Raw genomic sequence first — 19,842 nt, forward strand, 5'->3', positions numbered from 1 at the left:
CCTGTGAAATCGGAGGTTACCGGTCCTACCGGTTGCGCCGACCGACGGCTACCGTTTCGCCGGGAACGCACGGGCGCGGTGATGCGTCTGATCCGTGAGGGTCGCGCTGTCGTGGGATCACTCGGGAGGGGAAGACATGAGCAGTGGAAGGTCGCCAGGCGGAACGGCGCTGGACGAGGGGGCGGCCCGAGAGGCGATCACGGCCCTCGAGGAGTCCGCGAGCGCCGTAGGAGTGTCCGCCGAGCGCGGTGTCGGCGGTCTGTTCGGGGTCGAGTCGGCGGGCCGGAACCACCGTGCGGAGGCCGCCGTCCTGCAGGACAGACTCGGGCGGCTGTCGGAGGGCCTGCGCTCCTGGTCCGAGGCCACCGCTGCGACGTCGGCCGCCCTCCGGGCATCGATCGAGGGCTCGGTGTCGCTCGACGATGTCACCGCCCTGCGCGTCGCGGCGCCGGGCGTGCCGGCACAACGAGGTGATCGGTGACCGCACCGGTGCCGCCCACGATCGACGGTCTGCTGGACCTCGGGAGCGAGGGCCTGACGTTCTTCGAGACGTTCCTCCCGATGGTCGGTGCGAGCGGTGCAGCGATGAGTACCTCCCACGTCGCTCTCTGCGCTCGCTACGACGAGCAACGCGGACTCGATACCGAGGCCCTCCGGGCGGACGCGGACCGCCTCCGTGCCGCGGCGGCCGACGCGCGCGTGGAGATCGGTCGACAGTCCGCCGCAGCGGACGCCCTGGGGGAGGCCTGGTCGGGAGATGCCGCCGACGCCGCGCTCGACATCCTTCGACGGCAGTGCGCAAGGTCCGCCGGCCACGCCGATCAGCTCGAGGCGATCGGATCAGCGATGGCCTCCGCGTCGACGGGGTTGCACGCGATCGTCGAGGACAAGTCGATCGCCGCCTCCGCGTTCCGCGCCGACCAGGTGGGCGGCCGCGACGCAGCGCAGGTCGCGGCCACCATCGCCGGCGCCGGAGGTCCGTCCGCACCGGACGCGGTGCGGACGCTGGCCTCGGTGTTCCCGGGTCTCGAGGCGATGCTGCTGTCCGCGTCGGATCCCGGCAGGCGGCAGGCCGAGGTCCTCGAACCGGTCGCGGCCCGATGCCGAGAGTGGTTGGACACCGTGTTCGTGCCGGCGATGACCGAGCGGGTGGCCGCGTTCGAGGAGCTGTGCACCTCGACGAAGACCGCGGTGTCGGAGGTCTACGCGGCACTCTGCGCCGCCGCGGCGGACATCGACGACTCGCCGTGGCCGAGTGGTCACCGGTTCGTCGAGGACGACGCGTGCGAGTGTGTGCCGGCGGAAGGCACCGTGCCGGCTGCAGCGACCGCGCCGGCGTCGGTGACGGCGCCGGCCGCTGCACCCGAGCCGCCGTCGCTCGCCGTCGCGCCCTCTCCTGTGGTCGCGGAGCCGCCCGCGACGCTGCCTGTCGCTCCCGTCGAGGATCGCTCACCGCTCGCCGACGTGATCGGGCGGGCGGTGCGGGACGCCATGACCGAGGTGATGTCGACCGCGGCGCCGTGCGACCCACCGCCCGCCGAGACGCAGATCTCACCGGAGGCGGCACTGACTGCGCCTGCCGAGGACGTCGAGCGCGGTCACCTTGAGGCGGAGCTCGACGGTCGCGGGGTGAGTGTCGCCCTCGGCGCGGACGGGGCCGTGGACATCCGCACCCACGACGCGGCGGGGGAGTCCCATCACTTCGCTCTCGCTGCCGGGCCTCTCGGACTGCCCGTCCTCACCGAGGTGATGGACGAGGCGGCGCCGCAATCGGAACAGCCGTCGGAGCCGTCGTCCGAGACCCCGGACACAGCGGAACGGGACGAGCCGCATCAGGAGGCAGTCGAACAGGAGGCAGCGGATCAAGGGCTCCCGGTCGTCGCACCACCGGACTGCATTCCCACTGCTGCGGAATCCGGCGATGTCACGGAACCCGCTGCGCCGCAACCGGTCACGGACCCGATCGGTGAGGCAGCGACGGTCGGCGAGCCGGCGCGACCCGAGCTCGCGGAAGCCGGTCCGCTGTGAACTCGCAGAACACCGCGGACATCATCGACGCCGTCGTCCGGGAGCACCGGCGGGCGACGCGACGTGTGCGGACCCGCCTCGCGGCCATCGACGAGGAGGCTCGGAAGCGCTCGGAGGCCGTGCGGGTGGTGCCGCGTCGCGCGGGAGTGATCCTGCGATCGGCCACAGAGGCAGTGGCCGGCGACGAGGCTCCGCCGGCGGCGCCTCAGCGACCGGCGAGGTGGCTCAGCTGACGGATCGCGCTGACTTTCTTGGGGGCGTCCGCGGTCGGCGCGTTCGGGTCGACCACCTCGGTGCCCTTGACGACGGCGTCGGGATCGGAGAAGTCGGAGTACGTGTCGTCGCCCGCGAGGCGGTGCAGGAGGAAGCCGGTGAGCAGAGCCTGCACCGAGCGCCGAGTCTTCGGCTGGGCGTTGCCGACGCCCAGGAAGCTGAGCAGCTTCCGGCCCTCGACCATGCCGTCACCCTCCGACTTGTCGATCACGCGGAGCAGGGTGGGGCCACCGAGCGCATCGGCGAGCGCCACGGGCTCGGCGGTGAGGGAGTTCAGTTCGGACGGACTGCCGAGAACCAGAGCGGGCGCCGTGACCGCGTCGGCGATCCCGGGCGACAGGGCGCGCGGGGAGGTGGGCGCCGGATAGAGCGCACCGAGAGCGGCGACGTCCGATCGCTGAGCCGCGGCGATCACCGCGGCGCCGGCACCCATCGAGTGGCCCACCAGGCCGAGCTTGGCGGGGTGCACGCTGATGTCGCCGGTGCCCAGACGGATGCCGGTGCACACGTCGAGCGCGACGAGGAGATCCTGCGCCAGGGCGCTGTGGGAGGGCACCGGTCCGCGCTGCGTGTTCGGCGCGACGACGACGATGCCCCACGACGCGAGATGCCGCAGCGTCGAGTCGTAATGGGAGGCGCCGGTCATCCAGCCGTGCGCGAAGGCGATCGCCGGCAGGCCCGTGCCCTCACTGGGCGTGTAGATCACACCGGGCAGGCCCGCGAGAGCGAGGTCACCGCGCAGCACGCGATGGGGACCCCGCTTGGTCAGGTCGGCGACCAACTTCTGCGTCTTCGGCACAGCACTGACCGTAGTCGACGCGGCGTTTCGCCATGCCGTCGACGTGCGGGCGGCCGGAGCGCCGCCCGCGCCGAAGTAGGCTGTCGTCCCATGTGCGGAATCGTCGGGTACGTCGGACATCGTCGAGCCCTACCGGTGGTGGTGGAGGCGTTGCGCCGGATGGAGTACCGCGGATACGACTCGGCCGGCATCGCCGTCCTGGACGGGTCCGGGGGAATGGCCGTCGAGCGCAAGGCCGGAAAGCTGGCCAATCTCGAGGCCGAACTGGACGAACTCGGGCGGGACACCTTCGTCGGCACCAGCGGGATCGGCCACACCCGGTGGGCGACCCACGGACGGCCCACCGATCGCAACGCCCACCCGCACCGCGACCGCGCCGACCGCGTCGCCGTCGTGCACAACGGCATCATCGAGAACTTCGCGCCGCTGCGCGCCGAGCTCGAGAACGCAGGCGTCGAGTTCGAGTCGGACACCGACACCGAGGTGGCCGTCCATCTGGTCGCCGCCGCCTACGACGAGGGCCCCACGGCCGGAGACTTCGTCCAGAGCGCCCTCGCGGTGCTGCAGCGCCTCGAAGGCGCCTTCACGCTCGTGTTCACCCACGTCGATCACCCCGACACCATCGTCGCGGCCCGTCGCTCCACCCCGTTGGTCGTCGGCGTCGGCGAGGGCGAGATGTTCGTCGGGTCCGATGTCGCCGCCTTCATCGAGCACACGCGCGACGCGGTCGAGCTCGGGCAGGACCAGGTCGTGGTGATCACCGCCGACGGCTACGACGTCATGAACTTCGACGGGTCCGAGGCCGAGGGGCGTCCGTTCCGCATCGACTGGGACCTCGCCGCCGCCGAGAAGGGTGGTCACGACTACTTCATGTTGAAGGAGATCCAGGAGCAGCCCGCGGCGGTCGCGGACACCCTCCTCGGACACTTCACCGACGGTCGCATCGTCCTCGACGAGCAGCGACTGTCGGATCAGGAGCTGCGCGACGTCGACAAGGTGTTCGTCGTCGCGTGCGGCAGCGCGTACCACTCGGGGCTGCTGGCGAAATACGCGATCGAACACTGGACCCGCCTCCCCGTGGAGGTGGAGCTGGCCAGCGAGTTCCGTTACCGCGACCCCGTTCTCGACCGCTCGACACTCGTGGTGGCCATCTCCCAGTCGGGCGAGACCGCCGACACGCTGGAGGCGGTCCGGCACGCGAAGGAGCAGAAGGCCCGAGTCCTGGCTGTCTGCAACACCAACGGTTCCCAGATCCCGCGCGAGGCCGACGCGGTGCTCTACACGCGGGCGGGACCGGAGATCGGTGTCGCGTCGACCAAGGCGTTCCTCGCCCAGGTGACGGCCAACTACCTGGTCGGTCTGGCGTTGGCGCAGGCTCGCGGTACCAAGTACCCGGACGAGGTCGCACGGGAGTACGCGGATCTCGAGGCCATGCCGGACCTGGTGAGGAAGGTGCTCGAGACGGTCGAGCCCGTTCGCGCTCTGGCCCGCGAGTTGGCGTCGTCACCGACGGTGCTGTTCCTGGGTCGCCACGTCGGTTACCCGGTCGCCCTCGAGGGTGCGCTCAAGCTCAAGGAGCTCGCGTACATGCACGCCGAGGGCTTCGCCGCCGGCGAGCTCAAGCACGGTCCGATCGCCCTCATCGAGGACGACCTGCCCGTGATCGTCGTGATGCCGTCGCCGAAGGGCCGAGCGGTGCTGCACTCGAAGATGCTCAGCAACATCCGTGAGATCCAGGCGCGCGGCGCCCGGACCGTCGTGATCGCCGAGGAGGGCGACGAGACGGTGCGGCCGTTCGCCGATCACCTCATCGAGATTCCGGCCGCGCCGTCACTTCTGCAGCCGCTGTTGTCGACGGTGCCGCTGCAGGTGTTCGCCGCCGAGGTCGCGCAGGCGCGCGGCTACGACGTGGACAAGCCGCGCAACCTCGCGAAGTCGGTCACCGTCGAGTGATCAGCTCTCTCGGACGATGACGGTGCCCGTCATGTTCGGGTGCACCGAGCAGAAGTACGGGTACGTGCCGGGGTCGTCGAACGTCTGACTGAACTGACCCGACGAGATCATCGGGCTGTGCAGCAGACGGGACGCAGCGTCGATGCCGATCACGTTGTGCGCGACACCGGTGTCGTCGAAGAACCACGTGACGGTGTCGCCGGGCGAGATGGTGACGCTGGCAGGGGAGTAGGCCATCGCGGCGACCGTGACGACGTTCGGCCCGGTCGGACGTTCGGCGGTGGGGGCGTCCTCGGTGCACGATGTGAGCGACAGTGCCAGTGCGGCAGTGACTCCGATCGTCGCCGCGAGTGTTGTCAGGCGAGCCATGATTCCCACGGTAGACCTGCCGTGCATCGTGGCCGGTCGGCGCTACCGTGGGACGCATGCGTCACTTCCACACCGCCGACGAGGTGCGAGCGGCGGAAGCCCCGCTGCTGGCCCGACTGCCCGAGTACGCGGCGATGCGTCGCGCGGCCCACGGACTGGCGACGGTCGTCGCTCGTGAACTCCGGGCCCGCACCGGCGGGGTGGTCGGCAGACGGGTGCTCGTTCTCGCCGGATCCGGGGACAACGGCGGCGACGCGCTGTTCGCCGGCGCCGAACTACGTCGGCGCGGTGTCGCCGTGGAGGCACTGCTGCTCCGCCCCGATCGCGCCCACCCCGCCGCACTGGCGGCGTTCCGGGCCGCCACGGGACATGTGGTGACGCGGGCCGGCGACCCCGATCTGGTGATCGACGGCATCGTCGGCCTGTCCGCGCGGGGGTCGCTCCGACCGGACGCGGCCGCGATCGTCGACGGACTCACCGCCCCCGTCGTGGCTGCGGACCTGCCGTCGGGTGTCGACCCGGACACGGGCGACGTCGACGGTCCCGCCGTCCGTGCCGCCGTGACGGTGGCGTTCGGCGCCTACAAGCCGGTGCACGTGCTCGCGAGCGCGTGGTGCGGCGAGCTGCACCTGATCGACATCGGCCTCGTTCAGGACGCCGCGACGATCACGTCTCCCGACGACGGCGAGGTGGGCCGCGCGTGGCCGGTACCCGGACCTGCGGACGACAAGTACTCCCAGGGCGTCACTGGAATCATGGCGGGCAGCGAGAAGTATCCCGGCGCGGGCGTGCTGTGCACGGGCGCTGCGGTGGCGGCGACGTCCGGCATGGTCCGCTACGTCGGGCAGGGCGGCGCCGAGGTGGTGCATCACTACCCGGAGGTGGTCACCGCCCGTTCGGTCGACGAGGCAGGACGTGTACAGGCCTGGGTGGTCGGGCCTGGCTTCGGCACCGACGACGACGCGGCCGACCGGCTGCGCTCCGTCCTGGAGTCCGACGTCCCGGTCCTCGTCGACGCCGACGGACTGACCGTGCTGTCGCGGCGACCCGAGCTGGTGCGCGGACGGTCGTCGGCGACCGTGCTGACACCGCACGCGGGAGAGTTCGAGCGACTCACCGGGTCCGCGCCCGGACCCGATCGTGTCCGGTCCGTCCGCGCCCTCGCGGCCGACTGGAACGTGACGGTGCTGCTCAAGGGGCGAGCGACGGTGATCGCGGATCCCGACGGCGCCGTCTCCGTCGACGACGCGGGGTCGTCCTGGTCCTCGACGGCCGGGTCCGGCGACGTGCTGTCCGGCATGATCGGAGCGCTCCTCGCGGCGGGCGTGCCGGCCCGCACCGCCGCCGTCATGGGCGCTCGCGCGCACTCGCGGGCGGCCGCGCTCGCCGCCACCGATCGAGGTCGGCGTACCGCTGCTCCCATCTCCGCCTCACCGCTGCTCCGCGCCGTTGCGGACGCGGTCGGCGACCTCCGCGCACAGGCCTGACACCCGCCACCGCACGTCGGTGCGGGGTGTCGATGGCAGAATGACGCCGGTGAACAGCGCGCAGGAGGTGCCGACGAGTCCGGTCGCACCGGCTCCGACTTCTCGCCCGCAGGCCGAGGCGCTGATCGATCTGGACGCCGTCGCGCACAACACCCGCATCCTGATCGAGCACGCCGGCGATGCTGCGGTGATGGCCGTCGTCAAGGCGGACGGCTACAACCACGGCGGAGTGGAGGTCGCTCGGGCGGCGCTCGCGGCCGGTGCTCGCGAACTCGGTGTCGCCACGGCTGCGGAGGCGCTCGGACTGCGCACCGCGGGTCTCACGGCGCCGGTGCTGTGCTGGTTGCACGCCCCCGGCACCGACTTCACGGGACTGATCGACTCGGACGTCGAGATCGGCGTGTCCTCGCCCCGTCAGATAGCGGAGGTCGCCGACGCCGCACGCCGTGTCGGCCGTCCCGCCGTGGTGTCCCTCAAGGTCGACACCGGCATGAATCGCAACGGGGTGGGTGCGGACGAGTTCGACGCGGCCGTCGACGCCCTGGTGGCGGAGCAGCGTGGTGGCGCGCTGCGCGTGCGCGGCCTGTTCTCCCACCTGGTCGATGCGGACGTACCCGGCGATCCGATCAACGACCGGCAGAAGGAGCGCTTCGACGCCGCCGCGGACGCGATGGCCCGAGCGGGCGTGGCACCCGAGGTACGGCACATCGCCAATTCCGCCGGTGCCCTTATCCGCCCCGACCTGGCCTACGACATGGTCCGACCGGGCATCGCGCTGTACGGCCTGTCCCCGGCACCCGATCTCGGATGGTTCGGACTGCGCCCCGTGATGACGCTGCGCGCCACGGTGATCCTGCTCAAGCGGGTGGCTGCCGGCGATGGCGTCTCCTACGGCCACGAGTGGATCGCTCCCGTCGACACGACGGTGGCGTTGCTGCCCGTGGGCTACGCCGACGGCATCACGCGTGCGCTGAAGAACCGATACGAGGTGTCGATCCACGGCGTGCGGTATCCGGCGGTGGGCCGGGTGTGCATGGACCAGATCGTCGTCGACCTCGGACCCGGCCGCCCCGACGTCGCCGAGGGGGACACCGCGTACCTCTTCGGACCGGGCGACCACGGGGAGCCCACGGCCCAGGACTGGGCGGAGACGCTCGACACGATCAACTACGAGGTGGTGACCGGTATCCGCGGTCGAGTACGACGGACGTTCGCCGGAGGGGTCTCGTGATCAGCGCCCGTCTCGCCGGAATGGCCGGGGGCGCAGCGAGTATCGCGGCCGTGGCCGCCGTGGCCGGCATCACGGCGGTGCGGCGCCGGGTGGGCCCGCCGGTGCCCGACGCCGGTCGGCGTGAGGACTTCGAGTCGATGGAGTTCGATCGCGGGTGCGTCGTCGCCAGCGGAGACGGAGTGCCGCTGGCGGTGCGCGAGGTCGGTCCACTCGAGGCGCCGCTGACCGTGGTGTTCGTGCACGGATACTGCCTGCGCATGGAGTGCTGGCACTACCAGCGTCGCGAGCTCGCCCGCCGGTGGGGCGACGACGTGCGGATGGTGTTCTACGACCAGCGCGGTCACGGCCGATCCGGTGACGTCTCGCCGGACGAGTGCGACATCGCCCGCCTCGGCATCGATCTCGCCGACGTGATCCGGGCCGTCGCACCGCGTGGGCCGCTGGTGCTGGTGGGCCACTCGATGGGCGGCATGTCGGTGCTCGCGGCCACTCGCCAGTTCCCCGACGCGGTGGCCGAGCGGGTCGTCGGAGTCGCGCTGATGTCCACCACCGCAGCGGGTCTCGCGCGTACCGGTCTCGGACGGAACCTCCAGAATCCGGCCGTCGACGCGTTCCGGCTCGCGGTGCGGACCGCTCCGGGTGCGGTCCAGTTCGGCCGCGGTGTCGTGCGCGGGGTCATCGCCCCGGTGCTGCGCGCGGCGTCGTTCGGCACCGCGGTCAGTCCCGCCCTCGAGGCGTTCGCCGAGCAGATGATCCACGACACCTCGGTGGTGACGATGGTCAACTTTCTCCAGGCGCTCGAGCTGCACGACGAACTGGAGGCGCTGCCCGTCATCGCGGACACGGCGACCCTGGTGCTGTGCGGCGACGACGACTGGGTCATCCCGTTCGACAAGTCGGAGCAGCTGGCCGACGCGCTCCCGCACGCCGAGATGGTCCGGGTCCGCCGCGCCGGTCACCTGGTGCAGCTCGAGTTCCCCGACGAGGTGAACGACGCCCTGGACCGTCTGGTACAGCGTGCACGCGACGGACGGGTCCGCGCCGAACCGACGAGGCGAACCGTTGGCTGACGCGGTGCCGGTCGAGGGCCAGGCCGTCCTCTCGACGGCCGAGGACACCGAGCTCCTGGGCGAGCGCCTCGCCGCGGAGCTCGAAGCGGGCGACGTCGTGGTGCTCGACGGACCCCTCGGCGCAGGTAAGACGACGCTGACGAAGGGTCTCGCCCGCGGACTCGGCGTGCTCGGCCGCGTGAGCTCGCCGACGTTCATGATCGCGCGCACCCACCGCGCCGGCGGGGACACCGGCCCCGGGCTCGTGCACGTCGACGCCTACCGGCTGGGGCTCGGAACCGGCGCCTCGGCGATGGACGAGCTCGACGCCCTCGACCTCGACACCGAGCTGGCGGACTCCGTCGTCGTCGTGGAGTGGGGCGAGGGCATCGCGGAGGCCCTCGCCGACCGGCACCTGCTGATCCGGCTGCGGCGCGAGCCGGAGTCCGACGTCCGCACCGCCACGTGGCAGTGGATCGGGTGAGCACGGGTAATCTGGATCCCCGTGCTGATACTCGCCGTGGACACCTCCACTCCCGCCGTGACGGCCGGGGTGGTGCGGCTCGACGACACCGGCCCGCAGCCGCTCGCGACGCGCGTCACCGTCGACGCCCGTAAGCACGCCGAAGTTCTCACCCCACACATCCTCGAGTGCCTCGCCGACGCCGGCATCACCGCGGACGACCTGTCCGCTGTCGTCGTCGGCACCGGACCGGGGCCGTTCACCGGCCTGCGCGTGGGCATGGCGACGGGAGCCGCCTTCGGTGACGCCCTCGGCATCCCGGTGCACGGTGTCGGCAGTCTCGATGCCATCGCCGCGGCCGTGCCCGGTGATCGCGAGGTCCTCGTCGTCACGGATGCGCGTCGCCGGGAGGTGTACTGGGCACGGTTCCGCGGCGCCGAGCGCATCGCCGGACCGTTCGTCTCGCCCGCCGCGGACATCGTCGTGGGGGAGTCGACGGTGGTGGCCGGATCGGCACTGCACGTCGATCTGGTGGACCTGCCCGTGGAACCGGTCGAGAGTCCGTCCCCGGAATGCCTCGTCGCCGTGGCCGCGCAGGCGCTGCGCTCCGGCGCGGAGCCGACGGCACTTGTGCCGCAGTATCTCCGGCGTCCCGACGCGGTGGCGACGGCCGATAGAGCGGCGAAGACCCGCGCATGATCGGCACGGTCGAACCGATGCGCGTCGAGGACGCGGACCGGTGCGCGGAGCTCGAGGCCGTGCTGTTCCCCACCGACGGGCCCTGGCCCGCATCGGCCTTCGTCGAGGAATTGCGCGGCCCGCACGTGCGGTACTTCGTCGTGCGAGAGGACGACGGTCGGGCCGTCGGGTACGCCGGGATCGCGTTGCTGGGCAAGGGCGAGGACACCGAGTCCGAGGTCCACACCATCGGCGTCGATCCCGCCGCGCAGCGTCGCGGTATCGGCAGGGCACTGCTCGACGCGTTGCTGCACGAGGCGGACCTGCACGGCGGTCCGGTGTTCCTCGAGGTGCGCACCGACAACGAGCCGGCCATCGAGTTGTACCGCCGGGCGGGCTTCGACATCGTCGGGACGCGCCGCCGCTACTACCAGCCCAGCGGTGCGGACGCGTACACCATGACCAGGCCCGCCCCGACTACGAGAGGTGGTCACCCGTGATCGTCATGGGAATCGAGAGTTCGTGCGACGAGACCGGTGTCGGCATCGTCCGCTACACCGGAGACGCGTCGGGCACCGGCACGTGCGAGATGCTCGCCGACGAGGTCGCGTCCAGTGTCGACGAGCACGCCCGCTTCGGTGGTGTCGTCCCCGAGATCGCATCGCGCGCACACCTCGAGGCCATCGTGCCCACGATGCGACGAGCGTTGGCGCAGGCGGGTATTCATCGCCCGGACGCCGTCGCCGTCACCATCGGACCGGGCCTCGCCGGAGCGCTCCTCGTCGGTGTCGCGGCGGCGAAGGCCTACGCGGCCGCGTGGAACGTGCCCTTCTACGCGGTCAACCATCTCGGTGGTCACGTCGCGGTGGACACCCTCGAGCACGGCCCGATGCCGGAGTGTGTCGCGCTGCTGGTCTCGGGCGGACACACGCATCTGCTCGAGGTGTCCTCCCTGGCCGAACCGATCGTCGAACTGGGCAGCACCGTCGACGATGCGGCGGGAGAGGCCTTCGACAAGGTCGCCCGGCTCCTCGGACTCGGGTATCCCGGCGGTCCCGTGCTCGACGCGCTCGCCGCAGAGGGTGATCCGCGCGCCGTCGCGTTTCCTCGCGGCATGACCGGACCACGCGACTCCCGCTACGACTTCTCGTTCTCCGGCCTCAAGACCGCGGTGGCTCGCCACGTCGAGTCGGCGCAGCGCGTCGGCCGTCCGATCGTGGTGGCCGACGTGGCCGCGTCGTTCCAGGAGGCCGTCGCCGATGTCCTGACGATGAAGGCGCTGCGCGCTGTGACCGACCGGGGGATCGGCACCCTCGTCCTGGGCGGCGGTGCCACTGCGAACTCGCGTATCCGATCGCTCGCCGAGGAGCGGTGCGCCGCGGCCGGGGTGACGTTGCGCGTGCCCACTCCGCGTCGATGCACCGACAACGGCGTCATGATCGCCACGCTCGGGGCGCACATCGCTGCATCCGGAGCCGAGCCGTCACCACTGACGGCGGCGACCGATCCGGGCCTGCCCGTCTCGGTCAGCCAGGTCGTCTGACGGCCCGTCAGGCGGGTGGTGCAGTCGACGGTGTGACCGCCGGAGCGGACGTGGTCGGTACGGGAACGAGGCCCTCGGGGAGCACGGACTCCGGCACCACGGCACCGGGCGCGGGCGACACCGGTGTCGATCCGGACTCGGGCGTGCTCTCCGGCGTCGTCACCGGCGGGGTCGGCAGCACACTGGTCAGGTCCGTCCACCACGGCGGGATTCCGGGAACGTCCGGCAGGACGATGACCGGAAGATCGGGAGCCGGGCGGAGTGTCGGGGTGGTGGATGTCGGCGGCGCCACGGTCGTCGTCGCCGTGGCCGACGGTGACGACGAGCGAGTCGGGTAGGGACGCACATCGGGGGTGTAGGTGTAGTCGGTCGTCGGCCACGGTTCCGCGGCCGTGGGCTCCGGCGCGTCGTCCTCCCAGCCACCGGTCAGAGCGGGCGGCGCCGCCTCGGGTGCCGACGCGCTGGTGGCCGTCTCCTCCGTGGTCGAGTTCGGGAGTTCCGAGGTGGCCACCGTGGTGACGGCCGGCTCGCTCGACGGGGTCAGGGCCTGGACGCCGTACGCGAGCACGACGGCCATGGCCGCGCACGCCGCGGCGAGCAGCCCGACCGTTCGCAGGCCCCCGGCGATCGAGGTGGGCGGCCGGGTGGACGCGGGCAGCACCGAGTGGCCGAGGTCGCGGGCCAGCAGGGCTGCGCCCTTGGCCACGGCGGCATCGGGTTCGGACGTCGGCACCGCGGGCACGTCGGCGGCGTGGGTGATGGTCTCGACCACGGCGGGCACGTGGGCGCCGCCGCCGACCACGGCGGCCGCCTCGGGGCGTGCGGTCGGGCCGGCCTCGTCGAGCACCTCGAGAACCAGCTCGCGCAGCGCAGCCAACGGTGCGGCGATGGCGACGACCATCTCGGCGCGAGTCACGGTGAGCGTCTCGGCTCCGGGCAGATCCACGGTGACGGACTGGTGGAAGGACAGTTGCTCCTTGGCCGTGCGCAGACGTGCCGCGACCACCGGGCGATCCGAGGTGGTGACCGCGGGCAGCCTCTCGGCGGTCAGGGCGAGGAGGTGCGCGTCGAGGACGGCTCCGCTGACCTCGTCGGTGCGCCGGACCGCGCGCACGGTGCCGTCGACCTGATCGATCACCGTCGTGGTGGTGCCCGAGGCGCCGACGTCGACGAGCAGGACGTGGCCGTACCGCGCCACCTCGCCGGTGTGCCGGAGCCAGCACAGCAGAGCGTCGGTATCGGTCACCAGATGGTCGTCCGTCACGTGATGACGACGGGTCGCCGACAGAATGGACCGCGACCCGAGACCGCCGCGATGCGCCACGGCGATACGTCCGCCCGACGTGGCGGGGCGGGTGTCGTCGTCGACGAGGTGGTGGGACGCGAGATCGAGCGAGGTGGCGACCAGGTCACCGATGTCGGAGCGGGCGCCCTCGGCGGTCACGGTGCGGTAGTCGAAGGTCTCGGTGCCGTCGGGAGCGGTGGTGAGGACGGCGCAGCACACCACCTCGGATCCTGCCGAGACCCCGATGGTGGGTTCGGGGACCACACTCTCCTGCTGTGTGTCCGACACGTGCATGCACCTCCTCGGGCGGTCGTTCCTACGCTGCCGTTATACGAATGTTACCGAACTCCGCCGGAAATAGTGCAGATCCCGCGCTGGTTCCGGCCGCGGAGGGACACCGAACCCCTTCCTGACCAGTGCAATGACGAGACGTCACGAAAGTGAGAAAGGGGCGCGTCACCGTGTCTGCGAGCGTCGAGATCGGCATCACCACCTTCGCCGAGACCTACCCGGAGGAGGGAGTCCAGGAGGTGCGCGGCAACGGTCGACGACTGCGCGAGGTGGTCGAGGAGGCCCAGCTCGCCGACGAGGTGGGACTGGACGTGTACGGCGTCGGTGAGCATCACCGCGAGGACTTCGCCGCGTCCGCGCCCGCCGTCGTGCTCGCGGCGATCGCGGCGCGGACCGAGCGCATCCGTCTGACGCATCAGCGTCGGCACGCTGCCCCACGAGACGGTGCTGCGCTCCATCGAACTTCTGGGCCGTGAGGTCGCGCCTCTGGTCCGCGAGGCGATGGCGTCCTCGACGCGACACGAGAATGTGCACTCGTGAAGGTTGAGTGCTGGCACTCGCGTGTATAGAGTGCTAGTCGACGACAGGTTCAGTGACCCGGCACCCGCGACGACGGGCCACCGCAATCGTGCGTCGTGAACCAGAGCAGTACCCAGCAGGACGAACACCAGCACAATCCGTGCCGGGGACCAGCCCCGGACCGACAATCGTGAAAGTGGAGGGCTCATCGTGGCAGGCGTGAACATCAAGCCGCTCGAGGACAAGATCCTCGTCCAGGCCGTCGAGGCCGAGACGACGACCGCCTCCGGCCTGGTCATCCCCGACACCGCCAAGGAGAAGCCCCAGGAGGGCACCGTGGTGGCCGTGGGTGAAGGCCGAGTGACCGACAAGGGAAATCGCATCCCTGTCGACGTCAAAGAGGGTGACACCGTCATCTACAGCAAGTACGGCGGCACCGAGATCAAGTACGCCGGCGAGGAGTACCTGATCCTGTCCGCACGCGACGTGCTGGCAGTCATCTCCAAGTAAGCCCCACGCCCTCCGCCCCGGTGTCCTTGTCTCGAGGACCCGGGGCGGAATGCGTCACGCCGTACTGATGAGGAGTTGGTAGGCCACATGTCCAAGCAAATCGAATTCAACGAGGTCGCACGACGCAGCCTCGAGAGGGGCGTCGACAAGCTCGCCGACGCCGTCAAGGTCACCCTCGGGCCCCGCGGCCGGCACGTGGTGCTGGCCAAAGCCTTCGGTGGTCCCACCGTCACCAACGACGGCGTGTCCATCGCCCGTGAGATCGACCTCGAGGATCCCTTCGAGAACCTCGGCGCACAGCTCGTCAAGAGCGTCGCCACCAAGACCAACGACGTCGCCGGTGACGGTACGACGACGGCGACGGTACTGGCACAGGCCCTGGTCAAGCAGGGGCTCAAGAACGTCGCCGCCGGTGCCAACCCCATCGCGCTCGGCGCCGGCATCACCAAGGCCGTCGAGCACGTGTCCGAGGCACTGCTCGCCGCCGCGGTTCCCGTGCAGGGCGAGAAGTCCATCGCGCAGGTCGCCACCGTGTCGTCCCGCGACGAGGTCATCGGCCAGATGGTCGGCGAGGCGCTCACCCGCGTCGGCGCCGACGGTGTCGTGACGGTCGAGGAGTCGAGCTCGCTCGTCTCCGAACTCGTCATCACCGAGGGCGTGCAGTTCGGCAAGGGCTACCTCTCGCCGTACTTCGTCACCGATCCGGACAGTCAGGAAGCGGTCTTCGAGGACGCGCAGATCCTGCTGTACCGCGAGAAGATCTCGTCCCTTCCCGATTTCCTGCCGCTCCTGGAGAAGATCGCGGAGTCGGGCAAGCCGGTTCTCATCATCGCCGAGGACATCGAGGGCGAGGCACTGTCCACGCTCGTCGTGAACTCGATCCGCAAGACGGTCAAGGCCGTCGCGGTGAAGGCGCCGTTCTTCGGAGACCGCCGCAAGGCGTTCCTCGAGGACCTCGCCATCGTCACCGGTGCCACCGTCATCAACTCCGACATCGGCCTCAGCCTCAAGGATGCGGGCCTCGACCTGCTCGGCAGCGCACGCCGCGTCGTCGTCACCAAGGACGAGACCACCATCGTCGAGGGTGCGGGCACCGCGGAGGCCATCGCCGACCGCGTCGGACAGCTCCGTCGCGAGATCGAGGCGACCGAGTCCGACTGGGACCGCGAGAAGCTCGAGGAGCGTCTGGCGAAGCTGGCCGGCGGAGTCGCGGTCATCAAGGTCGGTGCCGCCACCGAGACCGACCTCAAGGAGCGCAAGTTCCGCGTGGAGGACGCCGTCAACGCCGCCAAGGCAGCTGTCGAGGAAGGCATCGTCTCCGGTGGAGGCGCCGCGCTCGTGCACGCCAGCCGCGGCCTGAAGGACCACCTCGGTCTGACGGGCGACGAGGCCATCGGCGTCGAGGCAGTGCGCCTCGCGCTGCGGGCCCCGATGTACTGGATCGCGAGCAACGCCGGTATCGACGGTTCCGTCGTCGTCGGCAAGCTCGTCGACGCGGACGACGGCACCGGCTTCAACGCCGCCACGCTGACGTACGGCGACCTGGTCGCCGACGGCGTCATCGACCCGGTCAAGGTCACTCGCTCGGCCGTGGTGAACGCCGCGTCCGTCGCGAAGATGATCCTCACGACCGAGTCGACCGTCGTCGACAAGCCCGAGGTCGTCGAGGACGAGGGCGGCCACGGTCACGGCCACAACCACTGACCACCCTCTCGACGAGCGAGGCCCCATCGGACACTGTCCGGTGGGGCCTCGCTCGTTCGTGGGGTCAGGAGGCCAGACGGCGACGGTTGCGCCGCGCGAAGACCTCTCGCTCGGTCTCGGACATGCCGCCCCAGATGCCGTACGGCTCGCTCACGGCGAGCGCGTGGCTCCGGCACTGGGCGAGGACGGGGCACGCGCGGCACATCTCCTTGGCCTTCATCTCGCGTTGCGCTCGCGCTCGTCCTCGTTCACCATCGGGATGGAAGAACATCGACGAGTCCTCGCCGCGGCACGATCCGTGCATCTGCCAATCCCAGATATCGGCATTGGGTCCGGGAAGGTGATTGGGCTGGGGCATTGTGTACTCCTAGGACTCTCACGCACGGTCGTGAATTCTTCTGGTGCAGTTCACGATCTGTCGCAACCGTAGAGCCGGGCGAGTTTCACCGTCAACAGTCTCGATCGTGGTGATCTGCATACTCCGAGCAGGCATTAATTAACTCGGACGACACTTTTCTCTGGTGTCGAGCCGGTAGGGGAGTCCTCGTAATGTCCCTGTCACATCGTCGACAAGACACCGACACACTGTGCCCGGAAATGTCGTGACATTTCGTGTGTAAATTCCTGGATAACGCCCGAAGACTATTCTGTTTCCCGTGCAGTCCTCGTGTCCTCCCGTGCCCGGTCCGGACTTCCTGACACGGTGGTCGGAGGCCGTCGACGCCGGGGCCCGCGGGTGGTACGCCGCCTCGCTCACCGGGGCCCGGTCGCTGCGGCGCGACGCCGATCCGGCCGTGCGGTCCCTGGGCGCGAGCCTCGAGGGGTCGCTGCTGCGCCAACTCGGCCGCCACACCGACGCCGCGGTGCGTGACGGCGCGGCGCTCGTCGACAGCGGCTTCTCCCGTGGGACAGGTCCGCGCCGGGCGATCGACGTCGACGCCGCCGTCGACGCCCTCGTCGGTCTCGCCGCCGATGCCATCGGTCCCCGCCGCCTCGCGCGGGCCGACGTCCTCCTCGCCCGGGCGGAGTCGGTGCTCGCCACCCGGCCCGGGCACCAGCGAGTGTCTCTCCGCGTGCTGTGGGTCCGTGCGGAGGTGGCGATGGCGTCGGGTGACGCGCGGCGCGCCCTCGACGCGGCGGAGGCATCCGTTCGGGCGGCACGGGAGTTCCGGTCGCCGCGGCACCTCGTCAAGTCCCGTGTGGTGCACGCCGCGGCCCTGCTGGTGGGGGGTGATCACGCGGGCGCCGCGACGGCAGCGCGCGCGGTGCGCGACGACGCCGTCGCCGCAGACCTGCTCCCGCTCGCGTGGGCCTCCGCCTGCTTGTCCGAAGCGTGCGGTGACCGCGACGCCGGCGCTGTCCGACGAGGGTTCGAGGTTGCGATCCGGTCACGCGGTGGGCAATTCTCGTGACCGAACCGTACGGTTCGGTCGAGCCGCGTCGGGCGGCGACTATCCTTGAGAGGTTCCGCACCGGGCCGTCGGGGACCGGGAGGAAGCGCGCTCGATTCCGGAGCGGGCCCGATGTGAGGTGGGAAACACTCTGACGATGATTGCCACGGGTGAGGGGCTGGACTCGGCCGTCGCCGCAGCTGCTCGCGGCGACCGAAGGGCTCTCTCCGTCGTCCTCGAAACCATCAGGCCGATCGTGGTCCGGTACTGCCGGGCGCGCGTCGGTGCAGGTGAGAGGGGTCAGCTGTCTGCTGACGACGTCGCCCAGGAGGTGTGCCTCGCGGTCATGACAGCGCTGCCGCGCTACGAGGACCAGGGCCGCCCCTTCATGGCGTTCGTGTACGGGATCGCATCGCACAAGGTCGCGGACGCCCATCGCAGCTCGTCGCGTAACAAATCCGAACCGATGGCCGATGTACCGGATGTCATGTCCATCGAGGACGGCCCCGAGCAACGGGCGCTGGATTCGGAGGCAGGACGCCGCATGAACGAACTGCTGTCGACGCTGTCGGAGAAACACCGCGAGATCCTGGTGCTCCGGTTGGTGGTCGGGTTGTCGGCAGAGGAGACGGCCGCCGCCGTGGGTAGTACCGCAGGCGCCGTTCGTGTGGCGCAGCACCGGGCAATAGCGAAGCTGAAGAACGAAGTAGTGGGAGCAGGTGACAAGTATGGCTAGGGACTCGTGGCGCGGCAGCGCTGGAGATTCTCGGCACGGCGCCTCCGGACACGGAGCCACCGGCCGCCCCGACGCCTCCGGCGCAGGTGGCGTCGATCCCCGAGCCGTCGACGACCTCGAGTCGTCCGGCCCCGTCGACATCATGGCCGTGCGCCGTGACGACGCGCTCATCGATGCGATCGCGAGCGACGGTCCCGTCGCGACCGTCGACTCCGACGAGTATCGCCTGGCCAGTCTGCTGGCCGAATGGCGTTCCGACATCCTCGCCGACCCGCTCCCCGAGAGTCCCGATCTCGATCAGGTCGCCGCGGCGATCGATCTCGCGCTGGCCGAGGACGCGCTGCACCGTCAGCGCACGCGGAGCCGGATGCGTTTCCTGCGCCCCGTCGCCGGTGCCGCGGCCGCCGTCGCGTTCCTCGCGGGTGGTGTCACGGCGTTCTCGTACAGCGCGATGCCGGGCGATCCCCTGTGGAAGGTGAAGGAGGTCGTCTTCACCCAGCAGGCCGATTCGACGGTCGCGCAGGTCGACACCACGTCGGCGCTGCAGGAGGTCGAGGATCTGCTCGCTCGTGGTGACGCGGAGACGGCCAAGACTCGTCTGGCCGAGGCCGCACAGCGCACGGAGAGCATCCGCGACGAGGACGAGCGTGCCCAGCTGCAGATGTGGTGGACGCGCCTGTCGGACGAGTTGGCGAAGCTGACCGCACCGGCTGCCGTTCCGCCGCCGCCGGTGCCGACGACCACGTCGGTCACCACGGTGCCGACCGTGCCGCAGGACATCATCCCGGAGATCCCCGTCGATCCGAGTCTGCAGCTCCCGGAGGTCCCGTTCCCGACGGAGATTCCGCAGCTGCCGACGGACATCCAGTTGCCGTTCCCGGTGCCGACGGACCTGCCGTTCTTCCCGCAGGCGCCCACCACCACGGTCACGCTGTCGCCCGAGATCCTGCGAGCCCCCGCGCCCGCGCCCTCGACGACGGCTGCGGTCACCCCGGACACGCCCGTGGTGCCCAACTGAGCTCTGATCACGACTCGCGTTCACGACGAAGGCCCGCAGACACTGTCTGCGGGCCTTCGTCGTGACGTGATGGTGTGGGCCGACGTCCTAGGAGTCGTACCCGTCGCCCTGGAGCGCGTCGTTCATGGACGCGTCCGCGTATCCGCGGCAGTAGTCCCACGTGACGTACGCGTCGGGAATCGGGTCGTACGCGGGCTCGTGGGGACGCACCGTGCCGTCGACGAGAAGCTGCAGAAGGTTCGCGCGCAGCATGTCCCAGTCGTGGTAGTGGTCCTGCTGGCAGTCCTCGCAGCACACGACGAGGCCTCGCACGCCGCGGTGGGCGAGCAGTGCCTCGTAAACGGCGAGATCCGCGAGATCCTCCTCGACCGCCAGGCGTTCCTGGGGATCGAGGGGCTGTCCGGGCTCGATGGCGTCGAGGGCGGCCGAGGGGTCGGCTGGATCGCCGGCGAAGGGATCCGGCGGCAGACCTGGAGGCAGTTGATCGCGCACACGTCCACGGTACGCAGCAAGTG

Annotated in this window: 21 protein-coding genes and 1 pseudogene; 17 read left to right on the forward strand and 5 right to left on the reverse strand. The window is 70.6% G+C overall.

Annotated features, from left to right (window positions below; genetic code table 11):
- Positions 1-136: 136 nt before the first annotated feature.
- The 3 genes from HQ314_RS13450 to HQ314_RS13460 are packed head-to-tail and all read left to right on the forward strand — an operon-like array spanning position 137 to position 2,261.
- Positions 137-481, forward strand: coding sequence for a hypothetical protein (locus tag HQ314_RS13450; protein ID WP_204866875.1), 345 nt, complete (start codon positions 137-139; stop codon positions 479-481).
- Positions 478-2,028, forward strand: coding sequence for a hypothetical protein (locus tag HQ314_RS13455; RefSeq protein WP_222650305.1), 1,551 nt, complete (start codon positions 478-480; stop codon positions 2,026-2,028). The genes HQ314_RS13450 and HQ314_RS13455 overlap by 4 nt, the downstream gene beginning before the upstream one ends.
- Positions 2,025-2,261, forward strand: coding sequence for a hypothetical protein (locus tag HQ314_RS13460; protein ID WP_222650306.1), 237 nt, complete (start codon positions 2,025-2,027; stop codon positions 2,259-2,261). Before HQ314_RS13455 ends, HQ314_RS13460 begins: the two co-directional genes overlap by 4 nt.
- Here the strand turns inward: HQ314_RS13460 and HQ314_RS13465 are convergent.
- A complete protein-coding gene (locus HQ314_RS13465; RefSeq protein ID WP_027503804.1) occupies positions 2,234-3,100 on the reverse strand; it encodes a dienelactone hydrolase family protein in 867 nt (288 codons plus the stop codon). The genes HQ314_RS13460 and HQ314_RS13465 overlap by 28 nt on opposite strands.
- Positions 3,101-3,190: 90 nt before the next feature.
- Here HQ314_RS13465 and glmS point away from each other — a divergent pair, with 90 nt between their 5' ends.
- Positions 3,191-5,053 carry a glutamine--fructose-6-phosphate transaminase (isomerizing) gene (glmS, locus tag HQ314_RS13470; RefSeq protein ID WP_056442516.1) on the forward strand — a complete coding sequence of 621 codons (1,863 nt, stop codon included), beginning with the start codon at positions 3,191-3,193 and terminating at the stop codon, positions 5,051-5,053.
- Here the strand turns inward: glmS and HQ314_RS13475 are convergent, their stop codons facing one another.
- Positions 5,054-5,422 carry a plastocyanin/azurin family copper-binding protein gene (locus HQ314_RS13475; RefSeq protein WP_037184149.1) on the reverse strand — a complete coding sequence of 123 codons (369 nt, stop codon included), beginning with the start codon at positions 5,420-5,422 and terminating at the stop codon, positions 5,054-5,056. It abuts the gene before it with no gap.
- 56 nt (positions 5,423-5,478) lie between these two features.
- Here HQ314_RS13475 and HQ314_RS13480 point away from each other — a divergent pair, with 56 nt between their 5' ends.
- Genes HQ314_RS13480 through tsaD form a run of 7 tightly spaced genes read left to right on the forward strand, consistent with a single transcriptional unit; the run spans position 5,479 to position 11,873 of the window.
- The gene (locus tag HQ314_RS13480) at positions 5,479-6,909 is read left to right on the forward strand and encodes an NAD(P)H-hydrate dehydratase (RefSeq protein WP_222650308.1); all 1,431 of its coding nucleotides are present in this window, start codon (positions 5,479-5,481) and stop codon (positions 6,907-6,909) included.
- Positions 6,910-6,949: 40 nt separating this feature from the next.
- Positions 6,950-8,140: an alanine racemase gene (gene alr / locus HQ314_RS13485; RefSeq protein ID WP_222650309.1), complete on the forward strand. Its 1,191-nt coding sequence runs from the start codon at positions 6,950-6,952 to the stop codon at positions 8,138-8,140.
- A gap of 20 nt (positions 8,141-8,160) precedes the next feature.
- Complete coding sequence (locus tag HQ314_RS13490; protein ID WP_027503799.1) at positions 8,161-9,210, forward strand: alpha/beta fold hydrolase; 1,050 nt, start codon at positions 8,161-8,163, stop codon at positions 9,208-9,210.
- A complete protein-coding gene (gene tsaE / locus HQ314_RS13495; RefSeq protein ID WP_222650310.1) occupies positions 9,203-9,673 on the forward strand; it encodes a tRNA (adenosine(37)-N6)-threonylcarbamoyltransferase complex ATPase subunit type 1 TsaE in 471 nt (156 codons plus the stop codon). The genes HQ314_RS13490 and tsaE overlap by 8 nt, the downstream gene beginning before the upstream one ends.
- Before the next feature lie 21 nt (positions 9,674-9,694).
- Positions 9,695-10,351: a tRNA (adenosine(37)-N6)-threonylcarbamoyltransferase complex dimerization subunit type 1 TsaB gene (tsaB, locus tag HQ314_RS13500; protein ID WP_222650311.1), complete on the forward strand. Its 657-nt coding sequence runs from the start codon at positions 9,695-9,697 to the stop codon at positions 10,349-10,351.
- Positions 10,348-10,830, forward strand: a complete 483-nt coding sequence (gene rimI / locus HQ314_RS13505; RefSeq protein ID WP_027503796.1) for a ribosomal protein S18-alanine N-acetyltransferase — start codon at positions 10,348-10,350, stop codon at positions 10,828-10,830. Before tsaB ends, rimI begins: the two co-directional genes overlap by 4 nt.
- Entirely contained in the window at positions 10,827-11,873 is a 1,047-nt protein-coding gene (gene tsaD / locus HQ314_RS13510) for a tRNA (adenosine(37)-N6)-threonylcarbamoyltransferase complex transferase subunit TsaD (RefSeq protein WP_222650312.1), read from the forward strand. The genes rimI and tsaD overlap by 4 nt, the downstream gene beginning before the upstream one ends.
- A gap of 7 nt (positions 11,874-11,880) precedes the next feature.
- On the opposite strand, the gene HQ314_RS13515 is transcribed toward tsaD, so the two are convergent.
- Positions 11,881-13,446 (reverse strand): Hsp70 family protein, encoded by a 1,566-nt coding sequence (locus tag HQ314_RS13515; RefSeq protein ID WP_222650313.1) that lies wholly within the window; start codon positions 13,444-13,446, stop codon positions 11,881-11,883.
- A 173-nt stretch (positions 13,447-13,619) separates the two neighbouring features.
- Between HQ314_RS13515 and HQ314_RS21400 the strand changes: the two are divergent.
- From HQ314_RS21400 to groL, 3 genes and pseudogenes are all read left to right on the forward strand, one after another.
- Positions 13,620-13,862: pseudogene (locus HQ314_RS21400) on the forward strand (LLM class flavin-dependent oxidoreductase); the annotation flags it as partial.
- A 316-nt stretch (positions 13,863-14,178) separates the two neighbouring features.
- Complete coding sequence (gene groES / locus HQ314_RS13525) at positions 14,179-14,478, forward strand: co-chaperone GroES (protein ID WP_027503792.1); 300 nt, start codon at positions 14,179-14,181, stop codon at positions 14,476-14,478.
- An 87-nt stretch (positions 14,479-14,565) separates the two neighbouring features.
- Complete coding sequence (gene groL, locus HQ314_RS13530; RefSeq protein ID WP_027503791.1) at positions 14,566-16,182, forward strand: chaperonin GroEL; 1,617 nt, start codon at positions 14,566-14,568, stop codon at positions 16,180-16,182.
- Between the two features lie 64 nt (positions 16,183-16,246).
- On the opposite strand, the gene HQ314_RS13535 is transcribed toward groL, so the two are convergent.
- Positions 16,247-16,540 (reverse strand): WhiB family transcriptional regulator, encoded by a 294-nt coding sequence (locus HQ314_RS13535; protein WP_037183820.1) that lies wholly within the window; start codon positions 16,538-16,540, stop codon positions 16,247-16,249.
- Positions 16,541-16,838: 298 nt separating this feature from the next.
- On the opposite strand from HQ314_RS13535, the gene HQ314_RS13540 reads away from it, so the two are divergent.
- From HQ314_RS13540 to HQ314_RS13550, 3 genes are all read left to right on the forward strand, one after another.
- On the forward strand, positions 16,839-17,594 hold the full coding sequence (locus HQ314_RS13540; RefSeq protein ID WP_056695750.1) for a hypothetical protein: 756 nt from the start codon (positions 16,839-16,841) through the stop codon (positions 17,592-17,594).
- Positions 17,595-17,730: 136 nt separating this feature from the next.
- Entirely contained in the window at positions 17,731-18,309 is a 579-nt protein-coding gene (locus HQ314_RS13545; protein WP_027503789.1) for a sigma-70 family RNA polymerase sigma factor, read from the forward strand.
- A complete protein-coding gene (locus tag HQ314_RS13550; RefSeq protein ID WP_222650314.1) occupies positions 18,302-19,327 on the forward strand; it encodes an anti-sigma-D factor RsdA in 1,026 nt (341 codons plus the stop codon). Before HQ314_RS13545 ends, HQ314_RS13550 begins: the two co-directional genes overlap by 8 nt.
- 87 nt (positions 19,328-19,414) lie before the next feature.
- On the opposite strand, the gene HQ314_RS13555 is transcribed toward HQ314_RS13550, so the two are convergent.
- A complete protein-coding gene (locus HQ314_RS13555) occupies positions 19,415-19,819 on the reverse strand; it encodes a DUF5319 domain-containing protein (protein WP_027503788.1) in 405 nt (134 codons plus the stop codon).
- Positions 19,820-19,842: the final 23 nt, after the last annotated feature.

Source organism: Rhodococcus sp. BP-332 (assembly GCF_019836065.1).
Lineage (GTDB): Bacteria > Actinomycetota > Actinomycetes > Mycobacteriales > Mycobacteriaceae > Rhodococcoides.